Here is an 18,231-nt window from a genome sequence, read left to right as displayed (position 1 = left end):
CGTTAGGCCGGGGCGCAAGCCCCGGCGGGCGTCAGAATCCCGACGGGGCTTGCGCCCCGGCCTAACGGCAGCCCGAAATCCCCGGGCGCGCCCGCGTGTTTTCCCCTCTTGCCCCCGTTCCCGCCGCGCGGGTATAACCCGCGGCTATGCGGAATTTCCTGCGCACGCTGAAGTACGCCTGGCCGTACCGCGGCCGCCTCGCCGCGTCCTTCGGCTGCGCCCTCGTCGTCGCCGTCTTGTGGAGCGTCAACCTCTCGGCCATCTACCCGGTGCTGAAAATCCTCAGCACCGACAAGAACCTCCAGCAGTGGGTGGACGACGAGATCGACACCTGCGTGAAGGAGCGCAACCGCCCCGACCGGCAGGCCAAGCTGGACGGCCTCCGCGCCGAGCTCCGCGCCGCCGAGCAGCTGCCCGAGGGCGCCGACCGCGAGACGGCAATCCGCAAGGTCGGCCACGAGGTCGCCAAGGTCGAGGAAACGCTCCTCTACCACGCCACGTGGGAGTACCGCTACCGGCTGCTCCGCGACCGCGTCATCACGCTCCTGCCCGAGGACCGGTTCGCCACGTTCATGGTCATCATGGGCGGGGTCGTGTGCTGCGTCGGGGTGAAGGGCGTGTTCGAGTTCGCCCACGAGTCGCTGGTCGGCAGCGTGATGAACCGGACGCTGTTCGACATCCGCAACCGCTGCTTCCGCCGGCTCATCCACCAGGACATCCGCCAGATCACCGCGGCCGGCACGCCGGACCTGATGGCGCGGTTCACGAACGACACCGAGCAGCTCGGCCTGGGGCTGAAGATCCTGTTCGGCCGCATGGTCGCCGAGCCGCTCAAGGCCGTCGCCTGCCTCGCCGTCGCGTGCAGCATCTCGTGGCAGCTCACCGTCGTGTTCTGCGTCGTGGTGCCGCTGGTGATGATCACGCTCATGCGCGTGAGTCGGGCGATGCGCCGCGCCGCCCGCAAGGTGCTGGAGCGGATGAGCGTGCTGTACAAGCTGCTGCGGGAGGTGCTGGACGGCGCCCGCGCGGTGAAGGCGTTCACCCGCGAGCCGCACGAGCGCCGCCGGTTCCGCAAGGCCACCGAGGACTACAACCGCAAGGCCATGCGCGTCGTGTACATCGACGCCTTCGCCAACCCGCTCATCGAGCTGCTCGGCGTGCTGGCCGTGGGGCTGGCCCTCGCCGCGGGCACGTACCTGGTGGTGACGAAGCACACGCACATCTTCGGCATGCGGATGACGAGCCAGCCGCTGGAGTTCGCCACGCTGTTGCAGCTGTACGCCTTCCTGGCGGCGATCGCCGACCCGGTGCGGAAGCTGGCCAGCGTGTACACGAAGCTCCAGAGCGGCGAGGCGGCCGCGAACCGCGTGTTCGAGGTGTTCGACCGGGTGCCGAGCGTGGGCGCGAACCCGGCCGGGCCGCGCGTGGGCCGCGTGAAGAAGGGGATCGAGTTCCGGCACGTCTGCTTCAGCTACAACCCCGGCTCGGACACGCCGACGCTCGACCTGGTGGACCTGACGGTGAAGGCCGGCGAGACGGTGGCGCTGGTCGGCCCGAACGGGTGCGGCAAGACGACGCTGCTGGGGCTGCTGCCGCGGTTCTACGACCCCGACCACGGCGCGGTCTTCATCGACGGCGTGAACGTGCGGCAGGCGCACCTGCGGAGCCTGCGCCGCCGCATCGGCCTGGTGACGCAGGACACGCAGCTGTTCGACGACACGGTGTTCGCCAACATCGCCTACGGCAAGAAGGGGGCGACGGAAGCCGAGGTGGTCGCGGCGGCGAAGAAGGCGCACGCCCACGACTTCATCGAGAAGGAGCTGCCGGCCGGCTACAAGACGATGATCGGCGACCTGGCGGGGAAGATCAGCGGCGGGCAGCGGCAGCGGATCGCGCTGGCGCGGGCGATCCTGCGCGACCCGGACGTGCTGATCCTGGACGAGTTCACGAGCCAGATCGACCCGACGAGCGAGGCCGAGATTCACGCGGCGCTGAAGGACTTCGTGAAGGGGCGGACGGTGTTCATGATCACGCACCGGCTGCACGCCGCGGCGGAGCTGGCCGACCGCGTGGTGGTGATGGACGCCGGCAAGATCGTGGCCGTGGGGCCGCACGCCGAGCTGCTGGCGACGTGCCCGCTGTACCGCCGCCTGTGCGACCCCGGGCAGCGCGGCGAAGACGAGCCGCCGTCGCCCAAGCCGTCCGAGCCGCCGGCGAAGCGGGAGGCGGCGTGAGCGCCGCGGACACCTCAACGAGCCGCGACCGCCCGGGAGCGGCCGCGTCTGCGCCCATCCTCCGTACGCAGATCGTCGATCACAGCAGCCGCTCCCTTTCGGTCGCGGCTCGTCGAAGCGTGTGGTTTCACGTCACGGCCGTCGTGGGTGTCGCCGCGCTGTTCACCGCCGGGCTCGGCAGCCGCGAGCTGGTCAGCAGTCACGAGGCGCGCGCCGCCCAGAACGCGCAGCGGATGCTCGACACCGGTGAATGGGGGCTGCCGGTCCTGTTCGACGGGCAGGTCGATCTGCAGAAGCCGCCGGGCTACTACTGGCTCGTCGCCGCCGCGGGGTGGCTCAACGGCGGCACCGTGACCGAGGCCTGCGCCCGGCTGCCGGCGGCGCTAGCGGGGCTGCTCACTGTCGCGCTCGTGTACGGCTGGCTGCGCCGCGAAGGCCGGCCGGTCGCGGCGGTTGTCGCGGCGCTGACGCTGGCGACGGCCGGGCACTTCACCGCGATCTCGCGCACCGCACGCATCGACGTGCCGCTGACGTGCGCGGTGGCGGTGGCGCTGGTGGCCTTTTATCGTGGAACGAACGCCCCGGCGAGCGGCCCGCGTCAGCGGGCTGTTCCTCAGCGCCACAGTTGCGCTGAGGAACAGCCCGCTGACGCGGGCCGCTCGCCGTTCCGCCACCCGTACTTCCTCCTCGCCGCCGTCGCCGCCGCCGCCGGCGTGCTGCTCAAAGGCCCGGTCGCGCTCGCGCTGGTCGGCCCCGCCGCGGTCGCGTGGCTCGTGGTGAAACCGCGCGGCGGCGGCGGCCTCCCCGTCCCCGCCGCGCTCCTTGGCGTCACCGTCGTGCTGGGCCTCGCCGCGCCGTGGTTCCTGTGGGCGAACGCCGCCACCGACGGTGAGTTCGTCCGCGTCTTCTTCTGGCACCACAACGTCGAGCGGTTCGCAGGCACGTCGCCGACGCTGGCGTCGCACCCGGTGTGGTACTACCTGCCGCGCCTCGCCGCGGACTTCCTCCCGTGGACGCCCGCGCTGGCGCTGCTGACCGCGTGGGCCGTGCGCACCGGCGGCTGGCGGGCCGACCCGCTGTTCCGCTTCGGCGTGGTGTGGGTCGTGACGATGTTCGCGGTCCTGTCAGCGGCGAAGTTCAAGCGCGCCGACTACCTCCTGCCGCTGTACCCCGGCGCCGCCGTCGTGCTCGGCTGCGCCGCCGAGCGCTGGCTCGCCACGCGGTCGAACACGCGCACCGTCCGCCGCGCGACGTGGGCGTTCGCGCTGGTGCTGGCCGGCGTCGCGGTCGGCTGGGGCGTGATGACGCAGGTGGTGGAACCGGCGGAGGAGGCACGCGAGGGGAAGCGGGCGTTCGCCGCGTTCATCCGCTCGCAGGCGCCGGAGCCGGAACCGGTACTGATGTTCCGCGCCGAGTCGCACCTGCTGGCGTTCCACCTCCGCCGGCCGATCGACACGAAGGTGGAGTGGCACGACCTGGCGGCGTGGCTGCGCGAGCCGGGGCCGCGGTTCGTGGTGATGCCGCCGGAGTACGTCTACCCCGCCGGCGAGATCGTGAAGGTGCGGCGGCTGGTGGAGGTCGGCCGGCTGGAGCAGTTCACCGGGGCGAAGCCGCCGCGGCCGCTCGTGTTCCTCCGCACCGCGGACGAGTAAGGCATGAGCGGGATCTTACCTTCCCAGTCCTTTGGGTTGGATGGTGAGGCTCCACTTGGGTAGTGTGCGTGAGCGGGTCAGTCGTGCGGCGATGGGACGAAAGGCCGCCTTGGTCAGCCGCACGCCCCGCTCGTACACGGCCGTCGTCTCCCGGATGATCGGCCGGAGCCCCCGCCACGTCATCGTCCCCGCCCACCGCAGCACGTCGGCCACCGACGACAGCAACGCCCCATTCCAGTGCCGCTCCAGGATCCCCCAGCACCGCTCGATCGGGTTGTACTTGCTGTGACACGGCGGCAGGTACACCAACTCCACCGCCACCCGGTGCCGGTCCACGAACCCCACCATCCGGTTCAGGAACTGGGTCCGCGAACTGCCGATCTCGGGGCCGTTGTCCAACTCCACGTGCAGGCGTGTGACGCCGGGGTGGACCGCCTTCCGCTCCTGCCACCAGAGGTCGAGGCCGTCGGCCAGGAAGTCGCTCGTCTCTCGCGAGCGGCCGAACAGGAACCACGGCTGGTGGATCGGCACCGCCCCGCGGTTCAACTCCAGCACCCCGAACGGCACCAGCACCGCCTCGGGGGACATGTCGTGATTGAGCGCCCTCACCCCCTCCGCCGCCCGGCCCTCACCACCGCGGGAGAAGTCACCCACCTTCACCTGACCCTCCCCAAGTTTCGTGGAGTCGAAGTTAACGGTGTATGCTCCGAGGAGGAGTACACCGATGGCCCGACTGCGTGCGACGTACACCGCCGAGTTCAAGCTCCGCGCGGTAAAGATGATCACCGACCAGAAGCTCTCCGTCGCCGAGGCCGCACGCCGCCTCGGGGTCAACGAGAACGTCCTCCACGAGTGGCGGAAGGCCCACCGGGGTCGCGGCGACGCCGCCTTCCCGGGGCACGGCAACCCGTCCCCGGCCGACGAGGAGCTCCGCCAACTCCGCGCCGAGAACGCACGACTTCGTGCCGAGCGGGACTTGTTAAAAAAAGCCGCCGCGTACTTCGCCAACCCGCCGACCTGACGTTCCGGTTCGTCGCCGACCACGCCGCCGAGTGGCCGGTCGGGTGGATGTGCGACGCCCTGGAGGTGTCGGCCAGCGGGTACTACGCCTGGGCGTCACGGGCCGACAGCGCGGCCGAGCAGCGGCGGCGGGAGCTGGTCGCGGCGATCCGGGAGGTCCACGCCGAGGTGAGGGAGCGGTACGGCAGCCCGCGCATGACCGCCGAGTTGAACGCCCGGGGTCAGGCGTGCTCGGAGAACGCCGTGGCCAAGCTCATGACGGCCCACGAAATCCGGGCGAGAACGCCGCGTCGGTTCGTGCGGACGACGGACTCGGGGCACGCCCACCCGGTCGCCGACAACCGACTCGACCGGGACTTCACGCCGGCCCGCCCGAACGCCGCCTGGTCGGCCGACATCACCTACGTCCCGACCCGCGAGGGGTGGGTGTACCTGGCCGTCGTCGAGGACCTGTTCAGCCGGATGATCGTGGGGTGGAGCATGGCGGCGACGATGGAGAGCCGGCTGGTCGTGGACGCCCTGGAGTTGGCGTTGGCCCGCCGCCGTCCCGGGGTCGGGCTGCTCGCGCACTCGGACCGCGGGAGCCAGTACGCGAGCGAGCACTACCAACGCGTCCTCACCGGGGCCGGGATCGTGTGCAGCATGAGCGGGGTGGGGCAGTGTTGGGATAACGCCCCGGTCGAGAGCTTCTTCGGCCGGCTGAAGTGCGAGGTCGGGATCGCGCCGGGCACGATGTTCGCCACCCGGGAGGACGCCCAGGCCGTGATCCTCGAGTACCTGGAAGTGTTCTACAACCGCGTCCGCCGCCACTCCTCCCTGGGGTCCGTGTCCCCCGAGGAGTTCGAGCGGACGTACCACCAGACCCACCGTTAACTTCGACTCCATTTTTCTTCGGGAAGATCAGGGATGTTCGGCGACATGCCCTGGCACATGGCCCTCGACGGGCTGGTGCTGCTGGTCGTGTCGCTGATGAGCATGCCGGTGGAGCTCGTCAAATTAATCCGCAAGCGGTTCTGAGCGGCCGCCGGCGTCTCGTCCGAGGCATTTCAAGCGTCACCGCTTGTCCGCTGGCCTCTCTACCACTTCGTAACGAAGGGCTAGCGACACGAGCACGGAATTGACACGGAAGTGCGTGCGCGGGGTGCAAAACCGACTCTGACGACGCACCTCGATCGGGCCGCCGGCCTCGAAAACCCCTAGTTTTCATGCATCGTGCGCATGGTGTGCATCAGCGAGACCGCTTCTGCATCGGGAAGTTATACGGCACGGCGCCTGGCTGTCGGGGGCCACTCGCCCGACTCGGCTGCGGGTGTCGCGAAGGGGGCCACATGTACGCCCACGTCGTCCGCGGGGAGCGGTTCGTCTTCCCCGACCTGCGCGACCTGCTGGCGAAGGCCAACGAGGCGAAGTCCGGCGACGCCCTCGCCGGCCTCGCCGCGCGCTCCGAGCGCGAGCGCGTCGCCGCCAAGCTGGCCCTCGCCGACGTCCCCCTCGGCGACATCGCCGACACGCCGCTGATCGACGACGACGTGACCCGCCTCCTTGCCGCCGGCCACGACCGCGGGGCGTTCGCGCCGCTGCGCTCCCTCACCGTCGGCGGCTTCCGCGAGTTCCTCCTCGACCACCGCACCGACGGGGCCGCACTGGCCGGCCTGCACCGCGCGATCACGCCCGAGGTCGCGGCGGCGGTGGCGAAGCTGATGGGGAACAAGGAGCTCGTCTACGTCGCGGCGAAGATTCGCGTCGTGACGCGCTGCCGGAACACGCTCGGCGAACGCGGCGTGTTCGGCGTGCGGGTGCAGCCGAACCACCCGACCGACGACGTCGGCGGCATCCTCCTCGCCGCGATCGACGGCCTGTGCTACGGCTGCGGCGACGCGGTGATCGGCGTGAACCCGGCCACCGAGTCCGTGGACACCGTCGCGGCGGTCCTCCGCGCCCTCGACCGCCTCATCGACGTGACCGGGGCGCCGACGCAGCACTGCGTGCTGTCGCACGTCACGACGCAGCTGGCGGCGCTGGAGCGCGGGGCGCCGGTCGATCTGCTGTTCCAGTCGGTCGCGGGGACGGAGGCGGCGAACCGCAGCTTTGGCGTCACGCCGGCGATGCTAAAGGAAGGACTGGAGCGCGTGCGCGAGTCGCACCGCGGCCGCGCGGTGAGCTGGGTCGGCGACCAGGTGACGTACTTCGAGACGGGGCAGGGGAGCGCCCTGTCGGCGGACGCGCACGGCGGGATCGACCAGCTGACGCTGGAGGCACGGGCGCAGGGCGTGGCGCGGGCGTTCGACCCGTTCCTGGTGAACAGCGTGGTGGGGTTCATCGGCCCCGAGTACCTGGCAGACGAGCGCCAGATCGTGCGGGCCGGCCTGGAAGATCACTTCGTCGGCAAGCTGCTCGGGCTCCCGATCGGCGTGGACGTGTGCTACACGAACCACGCCGACGCCGACCAGAACTCGGCGGACAACCTGCTGCTGTTGCTGGCAGCGGCGGGGTGCAACTACGTGATGGGGGTGCCGTGTGCCGACGACGTGATGCTGAACTACCAGAGCACGAGCTACCACGACGCGGCGACGGTGCGGGAGCTGTTCGGGCTGCACCCGGCGCCGGAGTTCGCGGCGTGGCTGGAGGCGCGCGGGGTGTTCCGCGCCGGCCGGCTGGCGCCGGCCGCCGCGCGGCCGGCGCTGCTGGCGCACCTGTCGGCGTTGGGCGGCTGAGGGGCGTGCGGCGACCGTCAGGGAACGCCGGGGGCTCCGACCTCGACGAGCGGAACGCCCGCGGCGAGTTGCGCCATCGCCGCGGGAAACTCGGCGGTCAAGAGAGTCCGAAGCGCGGCGTTCGACGTGTTCCCGCACCGGAGCCAGACCACCTGGGGCGGTGTCCCGAGTCGGCCGACCATTTCCGCGAAGTCGGCGTCCTTCGTCATCACGACTGCCCCGGCCGCCCGCGCGGCGTCGAAGATCGGCGGGTCGAGCGCGTCGCGCAGGCCGAGGTCACGGACGGCCGTCGCCGTCACCCCGAACGTTGCGGCCAGCCACGGCGCCAGGGCCGGCGACAGGTGCGCATCCAGCCAGACCGTCACGCGGCGGCCTCCGGCCGGGCGGTGAGGGCGCTGGCGTACCGCAGGCAGGCGACCACGTCGGCCGGTTCGAGGTCGGGCAGTTCGGCGACCACGTCGGCGTGCGACAGGCCGGCGGCGAGGAGGTCGAGCACGTCGCTGACGCGGATGCGCATCCCGCGCACGCACGGCCGCCCGCCGCACTGGAGCGGATTGAACGTGATCCGATCGTCCGCCACCATTGAACGCCTCCGCGGATCGTACCGCATTCTACATCGACGACAGCATCGCGTTCACCGCCGCACCGTCAGCAGCACCGGCGCGCTGGCGTAGCCGGTCTTCACCACGAAGTTGATCGGCACGTACGCCTGCACGCACACCGGCACGTCCGCACACGCGGCCGCGTCCGGCGCCGCCCGCAGCACGATGTGACCCACGCTCCCCGTGCCCAGCAGCGTCTTGCTCTTCGCCCCCACCACCGTCACGCCCAGCGGCAGCGGGTTGCCGTGGACGCCGCCGAGGTGCTGCAACAGCACGTCCAGCGTCAGCGTCTTGTCGTAGCCGGGGGCGCGCACCACCTCCACGTCCAGCTTCACCTCCTCGCCCGGCTTCAGCTCCACCCGCGTCGTCTTCACCTTCACGTCCAAAATGTCCAGCGGGCGGCACACAGCCACCGCCGGCATCCCCACGTCGAACCGGCCGCGGCCGCCGCCGGGGAGGTAAATCTCCTCCACCGGCACCGCCGTCCGCACCAGCCCGTCGGCCTTGCCGACCACGCGCACGGCCGCGGCGTCGAGCTTCGCGTCGGCCGCGGCCGACAGCACCACGCACCCCTGCGTCATCGCCGGCGGGATCGTCAGCGCGCTCGCGGTCACGCCCTTCGGCAAGCCTTCCACGTCCACGGTCACGGGACCGGCGAAGCCGTTCGTGCGCGTCACCTGCACGTACCACGCGGTGCGCCCGCCCTGGCCGACCGACGCCTTCGACGGGTCGCACTTGATCGTGAAGTCGGGCGCCGCGGGGGCCAGCTCCAGGTAGTAGACGTGGGCGTCGGAGCCGCGGTTGTTCAGGTCGCGGACGCGGGCCACGTAGTCGCCGTCGGCCGGCGGCGCGAACACGAGCCCCGGGTCCTTGCCGTTCAGGTCGTCGTTCGACATCAGCACCTTGCCGTCCGGCGTCATCACGTCGAGCACGCCGTCGAGCCGGCTGCGCAGCACCGTGCCGAAGCGGCGGGCGAGCACTTCGAGCCGAACCGCCTTCCCCTTCTGCGCCGCGAACACGAAGTGGTCCAGGTCGCCGCGGGTGCCGACGCGGCCGTTGGCGCCGCCGGGCATCGCCACGCGGGTGGCCTGCTTCGGGTCGTCGTTCGGCTCGGCCTCGGTGACGAGTGGCAGCGGCGTCACCACGAGCGGGGCCGGGTTCGTCAGTCCGGTCGGGCCGGGGAGCGACACCAGGCGCAAGCCGGACTCCGACGGAACGGTCAGCGGCCAGAGCGGCTGAACGAGGCGGGCGGTGCCGACGGGTGCGAACGGCGTCAGCTTGCCGGGGTTCGCCGCGAGTGGGAACAGGTGCTGGACGTACGGCCTGTCCGTGACCGTGAGGGCGTAGGTCCAGCGGGCGTCGCCGTCGAACTTGGCGTCGCGGACGGCGACGCGGTACTCGCCGTCGGCGGGCGCCTTGAACTCCAGCACGGGGTCGGCGAAGTAGCCGTCGTCGTTGGCGGCGAGTTCCTTGCCGGTGGCGTCGAACACGGCGATCAGCGGGTCGGCGTGCTTCTGGAGGTCGTGAATCTTGTCCTGGATGCGGGCGCCGTGGACCTCGAACGTGAGCACGGCGCCGGCCTTCGCGGCGAAGCGGTAGTAGTCCACGTTCTCGGCGGCCTCGGTGCGGCCGCACACGACGCTCGGCACGGGGATCGGCTGCGCCTTGTCGGGCGTGTTGTTGCCGGGCGCCTCCTGCACAACCGGCGCGTCCACGACGACCAGCTGGCCGAGCGACGAGACGCCGTGCGGGCAGGCGACGCGGAACTCGCGCACCCCGGGGGCGGCGTCGGCCGCGACCGTCACCTTGAGCTTCAGGCTGGTCTTGGCGTCGGCGGCGGCGACGGGCTCGGCGCTGACGCCGGTGCCGTCGAAGAGCACCTTGTGGGCGCCGGCGAGGGTGCTGGCCTGCGCGACGACGGTGACCTCGGCGGTGGTGCCGCGCTGCACCGCGGTGGGGGTGACGTGCGTCACCATCGGGAAAGAAGTCTGCGCGCGAACGGCCGCAGGGAGCAGCACGAGCGCGGCGAGCGCGGCGAGGGGCTTCATGGCGGTTCCCGTGCTGGAGAGAAAGGTGAGCGACCGGCGGATTTGAGCCCGGAGGGCGTCGGCGAGTAGCCCCGGGTGGAACCCGGGGCGGGCGTCGGCGGTGATCCGGAGAGCGGAACCGCACGGACTCTGCCGCAGGCCGCCCCGGGTTCCACCCGGGGCTACTCGCCGACGCCCTCCGGGCTGAGAGCCCGCGCCGCTTACTTCTTCGCCTCGGCGTAGTCCTTCAGCTCCATCGTGGTGGTCGTGCCCTGGATCGTGTACTCGACCTTCACCACGCCCTTGCCGGGGGCGAACCACTGCTTGATGGCGATCTTCGTCGCGGCCACGTCGAAGTCGACGGCCTCCACGAGCACGGCCTCGACGTCGGCCCCGGCGACCTTCACCTTGGCCTTCTCGTCGGTCACCTTGAACTTCCCCTTGAGCCCCTCGGAGCCGACCTTCGAGTCGATGTCCCAGGCGGCGTCCTTCTTCGCCGGCAGGGCCAGGATGCGGACGGCCGGCTCCACCTTCTTGTCGCCCACCTTGGCCCGGTAGACGCCGTCGGCGGCGACGTAGTACACCTCGGTCTGCTTCACCTGGCCGCCGACCGCGGTGTCGAACTTGAACCCGTCCTTGTCGCCGACCTTCTCGGTGCCGGACACGGTGACGGTCACGTCCTGGTCGTTGATCTTGTACGTCCACTTGGCGCCGACCTTGGTCGGGAACAGGTCCGGGGCGGCCGGCCCCTGGCCGCCCGCCGACCCGACCAGCACGACAAGAACGGCCGTGGCCGCCGCCGTCCGCAACATCCGCTGCATCCGCGTGACTCCTGTTAAGGCGGGGCGACGCCCCGGGGAACCCGGACAGTATAGCGGGCGGGCGGCCTGTTAGGCCGGGGCGCAAGCCCCGTCGGGCATCCCAACCCTGACGGGGCTTGCGCCCCGGCCTAACGCGCCACCGCCGCGCCCGACCCGCCGTTATTTCGGGAACGCCGGCCCGTCCACCTTCCCGCCGCGCGCCGCCCGCGCCACCTCCGCCGGCGCCGCCAGCGGGGCCAGCCACTTCGCCTCCGTCAGCGGCCGCCCGCCGGCGCGCCAACTCGCCCGCGCCGCCAGCCCGTCGGCCGCCGAGACGTGCCCCTCCGGGGTGAACGCCACCCACCCGTCGGCGCCGCCCCAGAGCGTCGCCAGCAGCCGCCCCTCGGCCGCGTCCCACAGCCGCACCAGCCCGTCGGCGCTGCCCGCGGCCACGCGCTTCCCGCTGGGGTCGATCGCCACCGCAAACACCGGCGAGCCGCCGTTCAGCACCTTCAGCACGGCGGCGTCGGCGAACACGCGCACGGTGCCGTCGGCGCCCGCGGCGGCGACCAGTTTGCCGTCGGCGGCCAGCTCGTGCGTGCCGCCGGTGGGGCCGGCCCCCTGCTTCAGCTTCTCCGCGGTCTTGGCGTCCCACACCTTTACCGCCGACTCCAGGCCCGACGTGAACACCTGCGTCCCGTCCGCCTTCACGGCCACGGCCAGCACCTCGTCGGCGTTGCCGCTCAGGGTGAACAGACTCTTGCCGGTCGCCGCATCGACCAGCCGGCTGGTGCGGTCCTTGCTCGCGGTCGCGTACCACTCGCCGCCCGGCGCGAAGGCGACGGCGTACACGAAGTCCGAGTGCCCGGTGAACGTGTGCCGCACCTTCGGCGCCCTCACGTCGGCCACGTCCCACAGGCGGACCGTCTTGTCGAAGCTGGCCGAGACGAGCCGCTTGCCGTCCGCCGACCACGCCGCGGCGCTGACGGTGTCGAGGTGGCCGCCGAGCGCGGCGACGAGTGACCAGTCGGCGGTGGCGAACAGCCGCAGGTCGCCGCGGGCCGACGGCTGCCCGCCGCTCACGGCGAGGAGTTTGCCGTCCGGCGAGAAGCGGAGGTCGTTCACGGCGCCGAGCACGTTCGTGAGCACTTTGGCGGGCGCCGCCTTCGCCAGCTCCCACACGGTGACGCGGCCGTAGCTCCCCGTCGCCAGCAGCTTGCCGTCCGGCGAGAAGGCGACGGCCGCGACCGGCGGCAGCGGCCCGACGGGGAGCGTGAAGTCGATCGGCCCCGGCTGCTTCGCGTCCTTCGGGAGCACGGCCTTCGTGGCGAACGTGACCGGCAGCTTCCGCACCGCGACGGTCGGGATGCTGGCGACCGCTTCGGTGTCCTTCGGGCGGGTTCCTTCGGGCATGCCGAGTTCGACCCAGCGGCGGAGCGTGGCGACGTCCGCGGCGGCGAGCGGGTCGGCGTCGAGCGGCATGGCGCGCTTCTTGTCCTTCGTCGTGAGCAGGGTGACGAGCAGCGACTTGTCGGGCTGACCGGGCACGACGACGGGGACGGTCCCCTTCTTGCCGCCGGCGCGGATGAGGTCGGGCTTGTCGAGCGCGAGGCCGGCGGACACGTCGGGCTCGGCGAGCTTGCGCTCGGCGTGGCAGACGGTGCAGTGCTTGCGGAGGATCGGGCGGACGTCGGTCCAGTAGGTGGGGTCGGCGCGGCCCGCGGGGGCGAGCAGGGCGACGGCCGCGGCGGCGAGGAGGAGGCGGGGCATAGGTCTTCCGTAGTCTCCCGTAGGTCGGGTCGAGGCTTTGCGAGACCTGACGCGGGGCGCGATCGGCGAACGCGTTGGAGTCGGGGGCGAATGCGCCACGGGGTTTTGAGCCCGGAGCGAACTCCGCCGGAGGCCGCCCGGGGTTGCCCCGGGCTAGGCGCCGTCGCCCTCCGGGCTCAAAACCCCGCGCCGCGAGACTCGCGGGGCTTCGCCGTGAGGTACTCGCGCCCCGCGTCGAGTCTCGAAGACTCGACCCGTCCTACGGAGGCCGCCGAGCCGTCACCGGCTGAACAGGAACTCCCGGCTGTTCACCAGCACCCATAGCACGTCCTGCAAGCCCTCGCGCGGCGTCGGCGCCGCCGCGACCCAGCCCTCGGCGCGCGTCCGCTCCGCAGCCGACGGCGGCCGCGACCACGTCGCCAGGAACAGCTCGTCGATTGCCTTCGGCACCGGCGTCTTCGCCGCCATCAGCTTCTCGACGCGGCCGGCCTTGTCGGCGATCTTCTTGTTCAGGAAGTCGCCGTTGAGCAGGTGCATCGCCTGCGCGATGTTCGGCCGCGTCGTCCGCTCGCACTCGCACAGCACCTGCCGCGCCGGCCGGCCGAACGTGTCCATCAAGTAGCTCTTCACCTCGCTGTCCGGCAGCTGGATCGCCCGCGTCCCCAAGGGCAGGCCCGGGTACTTCTCCCGCGTGCCGGTGGCGAAGTCGATGGCGTCGGCCAGCTGCTCGGCCGTGAGGCGGCGCACCGTGTAGCGCGCGAAGTGGACGTTCGCCGCGTCCGCCCGGTTGCCGTCCGTCGGGGTCGAATCGAGCTGGTAGGCGCGGCTGTTGAAGATCGTCCGCAGCAGGTGCTTCATGTCGAACTTGGCCCGCACGAAGTCGGCGGCCAGCGCGTCGAGCAGTTCGGGGTTGCTGGCGGGGTTCGTGGCGCGGATGTCGTCCAGCGGCTCGACCAGGCCGCGGCCCATCGTGTAGCCCCAGAAGCGGTTCACCAGGTTGCGGCTGAACATGCCGTTGTCCGGCGCCGTCAGCCACGCGGCGAGCTGCTTGCGGCGGTCGAACGGGTCGTCCCAGCTGCGGCCCTTGTCGGCGTCCAGCGGCGTCGGGCGCATCACGGCGCGGGTGCGCGGGTGGTTCGACTCGCCGGTCGGCCGCAGGAAGATCACCGTCTCGCGGCCGAAGATGCCGTACTCCTGGCTGTTCTTCGTGCCGAGGCGGGCGAAGAACGCGGCGAGGCCGTAGTAGTCGTCCTGGCCCCAGCGCTCGAACGGGTGGTGGTGGCAGCGGGCGCAGCCGACGCGGATGCCGAGAAAGACTTGCGCCACCGACTCGGCCCAGTCCTCGGGCGTGCGGCCGATCTGGTAGAAGTTCGCCGGGCCGTCGAGGAACGTGCTCCCCTCCGCGGTCACGATCTCGCGGGCGAACACGTCCAGCGGGGTGCCGTCGCGCATCATCGCGCGCACCCAGTTGTGGAAGCTCCACATCCCCTTGTCTTGCAGCGCCGTGCGGTTGATGCGCAGCAGGTCGCCCCACTTCAGCGCCCACCAGTCGATGAACTCGGCGCGCTCCAGCACGCGGTCGATCGCCTTCTGGCGCTTCAGCGGGTCGGCGTCGGCGAGGAAGGCGCGAACTTCGTCCGGCGTCGGCAGGGTGCCGATGGCGTCGAGGTAGAGGCGGCGGAGGAACTCGTCGTCGGAGCAGAGCGGCGACGGCGTGAGGCCCAGCTCGCGCCACTTCGCCACGAGCTTCTCGTCGATGAAGTTGTTGGTCGGCACCTTCGGGTAGGCGGCGAGGGTGGCGAACGGCAGCGTCAGCTGCGCCACGCCGACCTGACCCGCGAACCGCACCATGACGTGCGTCTCGCCGGCGCCCTTCGCGGTGACCAGCCCGGCCGGCGTGACCGCGGCGACGCTCTCGTTCAGGTGGTCGAACTGCGCCGACGCCGTCACGTCCTCGCGGCGGCCGTCGGACCACACGGCGGTGACGGCCAGTTGCTGCTGCTCGACGGGGACCAGCACGCGCGCCGCCGGGAACACTTCGAGCTGCGAAACGGTGGCTTCCTTCGCGGCGGGGCCGGGGGCGCCGTCGGCGAGCCACTGGCGGACGCGGGCGTAGTCGCGGCCGCCGAGCTTCAGCTTCTCGCCGCCGCCGTGCTCCATCACCAGCGCCGGCTTGGCCAGCAGGATGCTGCGCTCCGGGTCGTGCGGCACGACGCGGCGGCCCTCGTTGCTCTGTACGATCTGCGCGAAGTCGAACGCCGGGTCGAACCCCGCGAGCGACAGGCGGAAGCCGCCGCGGCCGTGCTGGGCGCCGTGACAGCCGCCGCCGTTGCAGTTGGCGCGCGTCAGGATCGGCACGATCTCGCGCGTGAAGTTCACGGGCTCGTCCGCGGTCGCCTTCTCGACCGTCACGGGCACGGCGGCGCTGGCGCCGGCGGCGGTGACGGCGATGGTGGTAGCCCCGTCGGCGACGGGGCGCGCCACGCCGGCGACGACGCTCACCACCTTCGGGTCGGCGGCGAAGGCGGCGGCGCGGGTGAGGTCGTAACGTCGGCCGTCGGGCCAGACGCCGGTGACCACGAGCTGCTGCTGCTCGCGCGGGCCGGCGAACGCGACCCGCGCCGGGTGGACGAGCAGCCGTTGCGGCGCGCCGGGGGGCGGCCCGGCGTGGGCGGTCGCGGCGGCGAGCAGGAGGGCAACGAGGGCGCGAGCGGGCATGGCGAGAACCCCCGGGAACGGGGCGGCGGGATAGCCACATCGTCGGCGACCGGGGCCGGCGCGTCAACCCACGAACACGCCGCCGCTGAACCCGACGAAGGCGTCGAACCCCAGCGCCTCCGGTGGTGTGCCGGCCGGGGTCAGGTTCTTCCCCAGGTACGCCGTCACCCGGCTCCCCGCGCCCGTCCCCGCGCCGACCACCAGGTCCGCGGTCGTGTCGGCGTCCAGGTGGCGCGTCGCCACGCGGATGCCGCCGCGGCTGGCCGTGTCGCCGGCGAAGAAGTTCGCCAGCACCGCCGACCCGTCCGCCTTCGCCGCCGTCAGGTCGGCGCCGCTGAGGATCAACACCCGCGGCCCGCCGCCGGGGCCGCCGCCGCCGATCAGGTCGCCCTTGCCGTCGCCGTTCACGTCGCCGACCGCCACGAACGCGCCGTTGCGGAGCGCCTGCTCGAACAGGAAGAAGTCGGCGAACAGCTTCGGCGCGTTGTTGGCGAACGCCGCCGACCCCTTGAACGCCGCCACCCGCGGCCCGCCGCCGAACCCGGCGCACACCACCAACTCGCCGAACCCGTCGCCGTCGATGTCGCCGACGGTCGCCCGGGCGCCGCCGCGGAAGTTGGCGTCGTCGATGCCGAAGAAGTCGGCGAGGAGGCCGAAGGTGGCGCCGGAAATCACCTTCACCCGCGGCCCGCCGCCCTCGTCCGGGGTGATGACCAGCTCCGGCACGCCGTCGCCGTTCACGTCCCCGGCCGCGACGTACACGCCGCCGGTGAACGCCGGCTCGAACGGAGCCACGTCGAACAACACAGCCTTCGTCACGCCGTCGAACACGATCACGCGAGTCGGCCCGCCGGGGCCGGTGCCGGCCACCACGTCGGCGACGCCGTCGCCGGTGAAGTCGGCGCTGGCCACGCGCACCCCGCCGGCGAAGCCCGCCCCGAACGGGGTGAGCGTGAACCGCTCGGTGCCGTCGGGGTTGAAGAACCGCCCCCCGCCGCCGCCGGTATCCGCCCCGGCGGCGAACTCGCGGTCGGCGAACACCGGCTGCGGGATGTCGAGCGTCTCGATGCCCTGGTAGGCCACCCGGCCGGGCGCGACGCCCAGCGACCCGCTCGGCTTCGTCAGCGCGGCGACGAGCACGGGCGTGGGGATGCGGAGCGTGTCGCCGGGGGCGGCCGTCGGGGCGTTCCCGTTCACCGCCACCGGGACGGCGCCGGGCGTGACGACGAACGTGTCGGCCGCCGCCCCGCCGGTCAGGGTCGCAGCGTTGGCGGGGGCGAACGCGGCGTCCATCGCGTTCATCGCGATCGTGTCGCCGCCGTCGCCGAGGAACACGGTCAGCCTGCCGGTGGGGTTGGCGAACGCGACGGGGATGAGGGTGCTGCCGCTGACGAGCGAGACCCCGGCGTTCGGGGTGCCGTCCGGGTCGGCCGCGGTCCCGTCGTCGCCGAGGACGACCGCCGGGTTCCCGCCCGCCTTCAGGCGAACCTCCAACTCCGCCGGGGTGCCGGCGACGACGACCGACTCGATCGTCTCGAAGTTCACCGGCCCCGCGCCGGCCGCGGGAGTGAACGACCCGACTTCGACCCCGTCGAAGGTGACGCCCGGCCGGATGGGTGTGACGACCGCCGTCGCCCCGGCCGGGGCGGTCACCCGCAACACATCCGCCCCAGCCTGGCCGAGGACGCTGACGACGAACGACGGCACCCCCGCCCCGGTGACGATGAACGTGTCGGCGTCGTCCTGGCCGACCAGTCGCACCGTCGTGTTCGCCCCGCCCGCGTCCGCCGCCACCGTGAACGTGTCCTTCCCGCCACGGCCCAGGACGGCGATCGTCACGTCCGTGTCGTCGGTCGAGACGGCGAACGAGTCGTCCCCGCCGCCGCCGATGACCGTGAGGAGGTTCACGTCGGCCTCGTCGTAGGCCACGCTGCCGGCCGACAGCCCGGCGACCGTGGTCTGCGGCCCGCTCGACGAGATCGTGACCGTGTCCGCGGTCGGGTCGTTCCGGTCGTCGATCCGAAGGTCCGTCGGCAGGCTGCCGTTGTTGTTGACCGTGACCCGGGAGACGACGGTCTCCATGCTCCCACCGCTGCCCACGGTCACGGTGTCGGACCCGCCCCCGCTGTTCACGATCGTGAGGTTGTTCTTCGCGCTGCTCACGTTGAACGAGTCCGGGCTCGGGCCGCAGAGGTACGTCTCGCCGTTCTCGAACGTGGCGGCGTTGTCGATCGCCGGCCCGGCCCCGGTCACGCCCGTGCTCGAGTACGCGTACGTTTTCGAGCCCGGGGACTGGGAGTTGTCGACGATGAGCCGGTCGTTCCCGGCCCCCCCGTCGCTGATCGTGATCGGGGCGAGCAGGGCGCTGAACGGCGACCCGCCGCTGCCGAGCATGAGGGTGTCGTCCCCGCCGCCGAGCGTGACGATGGTGACCCGCGACGCGCTGCTCGCGGCCAGCCGCTGCTCGCCGGCGGTGCCGCTGACCCAGTCGAAGTCGGAGACGAAGCCGGGGTCGCCGGCGGACTGGCGGTTGTGGTGCAGGAAGCCGAGGCTCTCGGTGATGACGAGCGTGTCCGCGCCGCTGTCGCCGGCGACGCTGGCGGTCGCCCCGCTCAGGTTGCTGACGAACCCAGGGTTGTCGCGGCGCTCCAGCAGCTCCAGGGAGAAACGAGCGAGCATTGCGGTTCCGGGTTT

11 protein-coding genes and 1 pseudogene are annotated in these 18,231 nt (G+C 72.1%); 4 read left to right on the top strand and 8 right to left on the bottom strand.

Annotated features, from left to right (window positions below; genetic code table 11):
• The first annotated feature begins 146 nt into the window (after nucleotides 1-146).
• Nucleotides 147-2,234, top strand: coding sequence for an ABC transporter ATP-binding protein (locus ETAA1_RS00680; RefSeq protein WP_145233398.1), 2,088 nt, complete (start codon nucleotides 147-149; stop codon nucleotides 2,232-2,234).
• A 119-nt stretch (nucleotides 2,235-2,353) separates the two neighbouring features.
• Nucleotides 2,354-3,886 (top strand): ArnT family glycosyltransferase, encoded by a 1,533-nt coding sequence (locus ETAA1_RS00675; RefSeq protein WP_145233396.1) that lies wholly within the window; start codon nucleotides 2,354-2,356, stop codon nucleotides 3,884-3,886.
• Between the two features lie 15 nt (nucleotides 3,887-3,901).
• Here ETAA1_RS00675 and ETAA1_RS00670 read toward each other — a convergent pair whose 3' ends face one another.
• Complete coding sequence (locus tag ETAA1_RS00670) at nucleotides 3,902-4,540, bottom strand: ISAzo13-like element transposase-related protein (protein ID WP_261342034.1); 639 nt, start codon at nucleotides 4,538-4,540, stop codon at nucleotides 3,902-3,904.
• Between the two features lie 70 nt (nucleotides 4,541-4,610).
• On the opposite strand from ETAA1_RS00670, the pseudogene ETAA1_RS00660 reads away from it, so the two are divergent.
• A pseudogene (locus ETAA1_RS00660) lies at nucleotides 4,611-5,779 on the top strand (IS3 family transposase).
• Between the two features lie 455 nt (nucleotides 5,780-6,234).
• A complete protein-coding gene (gene eutB / locus ETAA1_RS00655; RefSeq protein ID WP_145233389.1) occupies nucleotides 6,235-7,620 on the top strand; it encodes an ethanolamine ammonia-lyase subunit EutB in 1,386 nt (461 codons plus the stop codon).
• A 17-nt stretch (nucleotides 7,621-7,637) separates the two neighbouring features.
• On the opposite strand, the gene ETAA1_RS00650 is transcribed toward eutB, so the two are convergent.
• The 7 genes from ETAA1_RS00650 to ETAA1_RS00620 all read right to left on the bottom strand — a co-directional run bounded on the left by ETAA1_RS00650 (nucleotide 7,638) and on the right by ETAA1_RS00620 (nucleotide 18,216).
• Nucleotides 7,638-7,985, bottom strand: a complete 348-nt coding sequence (locus ETAA1_RS00650) for a DUF5615 family PIN-like protein (RefSeq protein WP_145233388.1) — start codon at nucleotides 7,983-7,985, stop codon at nucleotides 7,638-7,640.
• Nucleotides 7,982-8,203, bottom strand: a complete 222-nt coding sequence (locus ETAA1_RS00645) for a DUF433 domain-containing protein (protein ID WP_145233387.1) — start codon at nucleotides 8,201-8,203, stop codon at nucleotides 7,982-7,984. The genes ETAA1_RS00650 and ETAA1_RS00645 overlap by 4 nt, the downstream gene beginning before the upstream one ends.
• Before the next feature lie 51 nt (nucleotides 8,204-8,254).
• On the bottom strand, nucleotides 8,255-10,270 hold the full coding sequence (locus tag ETAA1_RS32615; RefSeq protein WP_145233385.1) for a PPC domain-containing protein: 2,016 nt from the start codon (nucleotides 10,268-10,270) through the stop codon (nucleotides 8,255-8,257).
• Nucleotides 10,271-10,470: 200 nt separating this feature from the next.
• Nucleotides 10,471-11,070, bottom strand: a complete 600-nt coding sequence (locus ETAA1_RS00635) for a hypothetical protein (RefSeq protein ID WP_145233383.1) — start codon at nucleotides 11,068-11,070, stop codon at nucleotides 10,471-10,473.
• A 159-nt stretch (nucleotides 11,071-11,229) separates the two neighbouring features.
• The gene (locus ETAA1_RS00630) at nucleotides 11,230-12,819 is read right to left on the bottom strand and encodes a c-type cytochrome domain-containing protein (protein ID WP_145233382.1); all 1,590 of its coding nucleotides are present in this window, start codon (nucleotides 12,817-12,819) and stop codon (nucleotides 11,230-11,232) included.
• A 279-nt stretch (nucleotides 12,820-13,098) separates the two neighbouring features.
• A complete protein-coding gene (locus ETAA1_RS00625; RefSeq protein ID WP_145233380.1) occupies nucleotides 13,099-15,537 on the bottom strand; it encodes a DUF1549 and DUF1553 domain-containing protein in 2,439 nt (812 codons plus the stop codon).
• Between the two features lie 63 nt (nucleotides 15,538-15,600).
• A complete protein-coding gene (locus ETAA1_RS00620; protein WP_145233379.1) occupies nucleotides 15,601-18,216 on the bottom strand; it encodes an FG-GAP repeat domain-containing protein in 2,616 nt (871 codons plus the stop codon).
• Nucleotides 18,217-18,231 lie beyond the last annotated feature (15 nt).

Source organism: Urbifossiella limnaea (genome assembly GCF_007747215.1).
In the GTDB taxonomy this organism is placed as follows: Bacteria; Planctomycetota; Planctomycetia; order Gemmatales; family Gemmataceae; genus Urbifossiella; species Urbifossiella limnaea.
Note: the sequence above shows the minus strand (reverse complement) of the source record. Positions and strands in the feature narration are given on the sequence as shown.

Coding starts and splice junctions, on each gene's coding strand:
- ETAA1_RS32615 (WP_145233385.1), bottom strand. CDS start 10,270: ATGAAGCCCCTCGCCGCGCTCGCCGCGCTCGTGCTGCTCCCTGCGGCC.
- ETAA1_RS00620 (WP_145233379.1), bottom strand. CDS start 18,216: ATGCTCGCTCGTTTCTCCCTGGAGCTGCTGGAGCGCCGCGACAACCCT.
- ETAA1_RS00645 (WP_145233387.1), bottom strand. CDS start 8,203: ATGGTGGCGGACGATCGGATCACGTTCAATCCGCTCCAGTGCGGCGGG.
- eutB (WP_145233389.1), top strand. CDS start 6,235: ATGTACGCCCACGTCGTCCGCGGGGAGCGGTTCGTCTTCCCCGACCTG.
- ETAA1_RS00630 (WP_145233382.1), bottom strand. CDS start 12,819: ATGCCCCGCCTCCTCCTCGCCGCCGCGGCCGTCGCCCTGCTCGCCCCC.
- ETAA1_RS00635 (WP_145233383.1), bottom strand. CDS start 11,070: ATGCAGCGGATGTTGCGGACGGCGGCGGCCACGGCCGTTCTTGTCGTG.
- ETAA1_RS00680 (WP_145233398.1), top strand. CDS start 147: ATGCGGAATTTCCTGCGCACGCTGAAGTACGCCTGGCCGTACCGCGGC.
- ETAA1_RS00625 (WP_145233380.1), bottom strand. CDS start 15,537: ATGCCCGCTCGCGCCCTCGTTGCCCTCCTGCTCGCCGCCGCGACCGCC.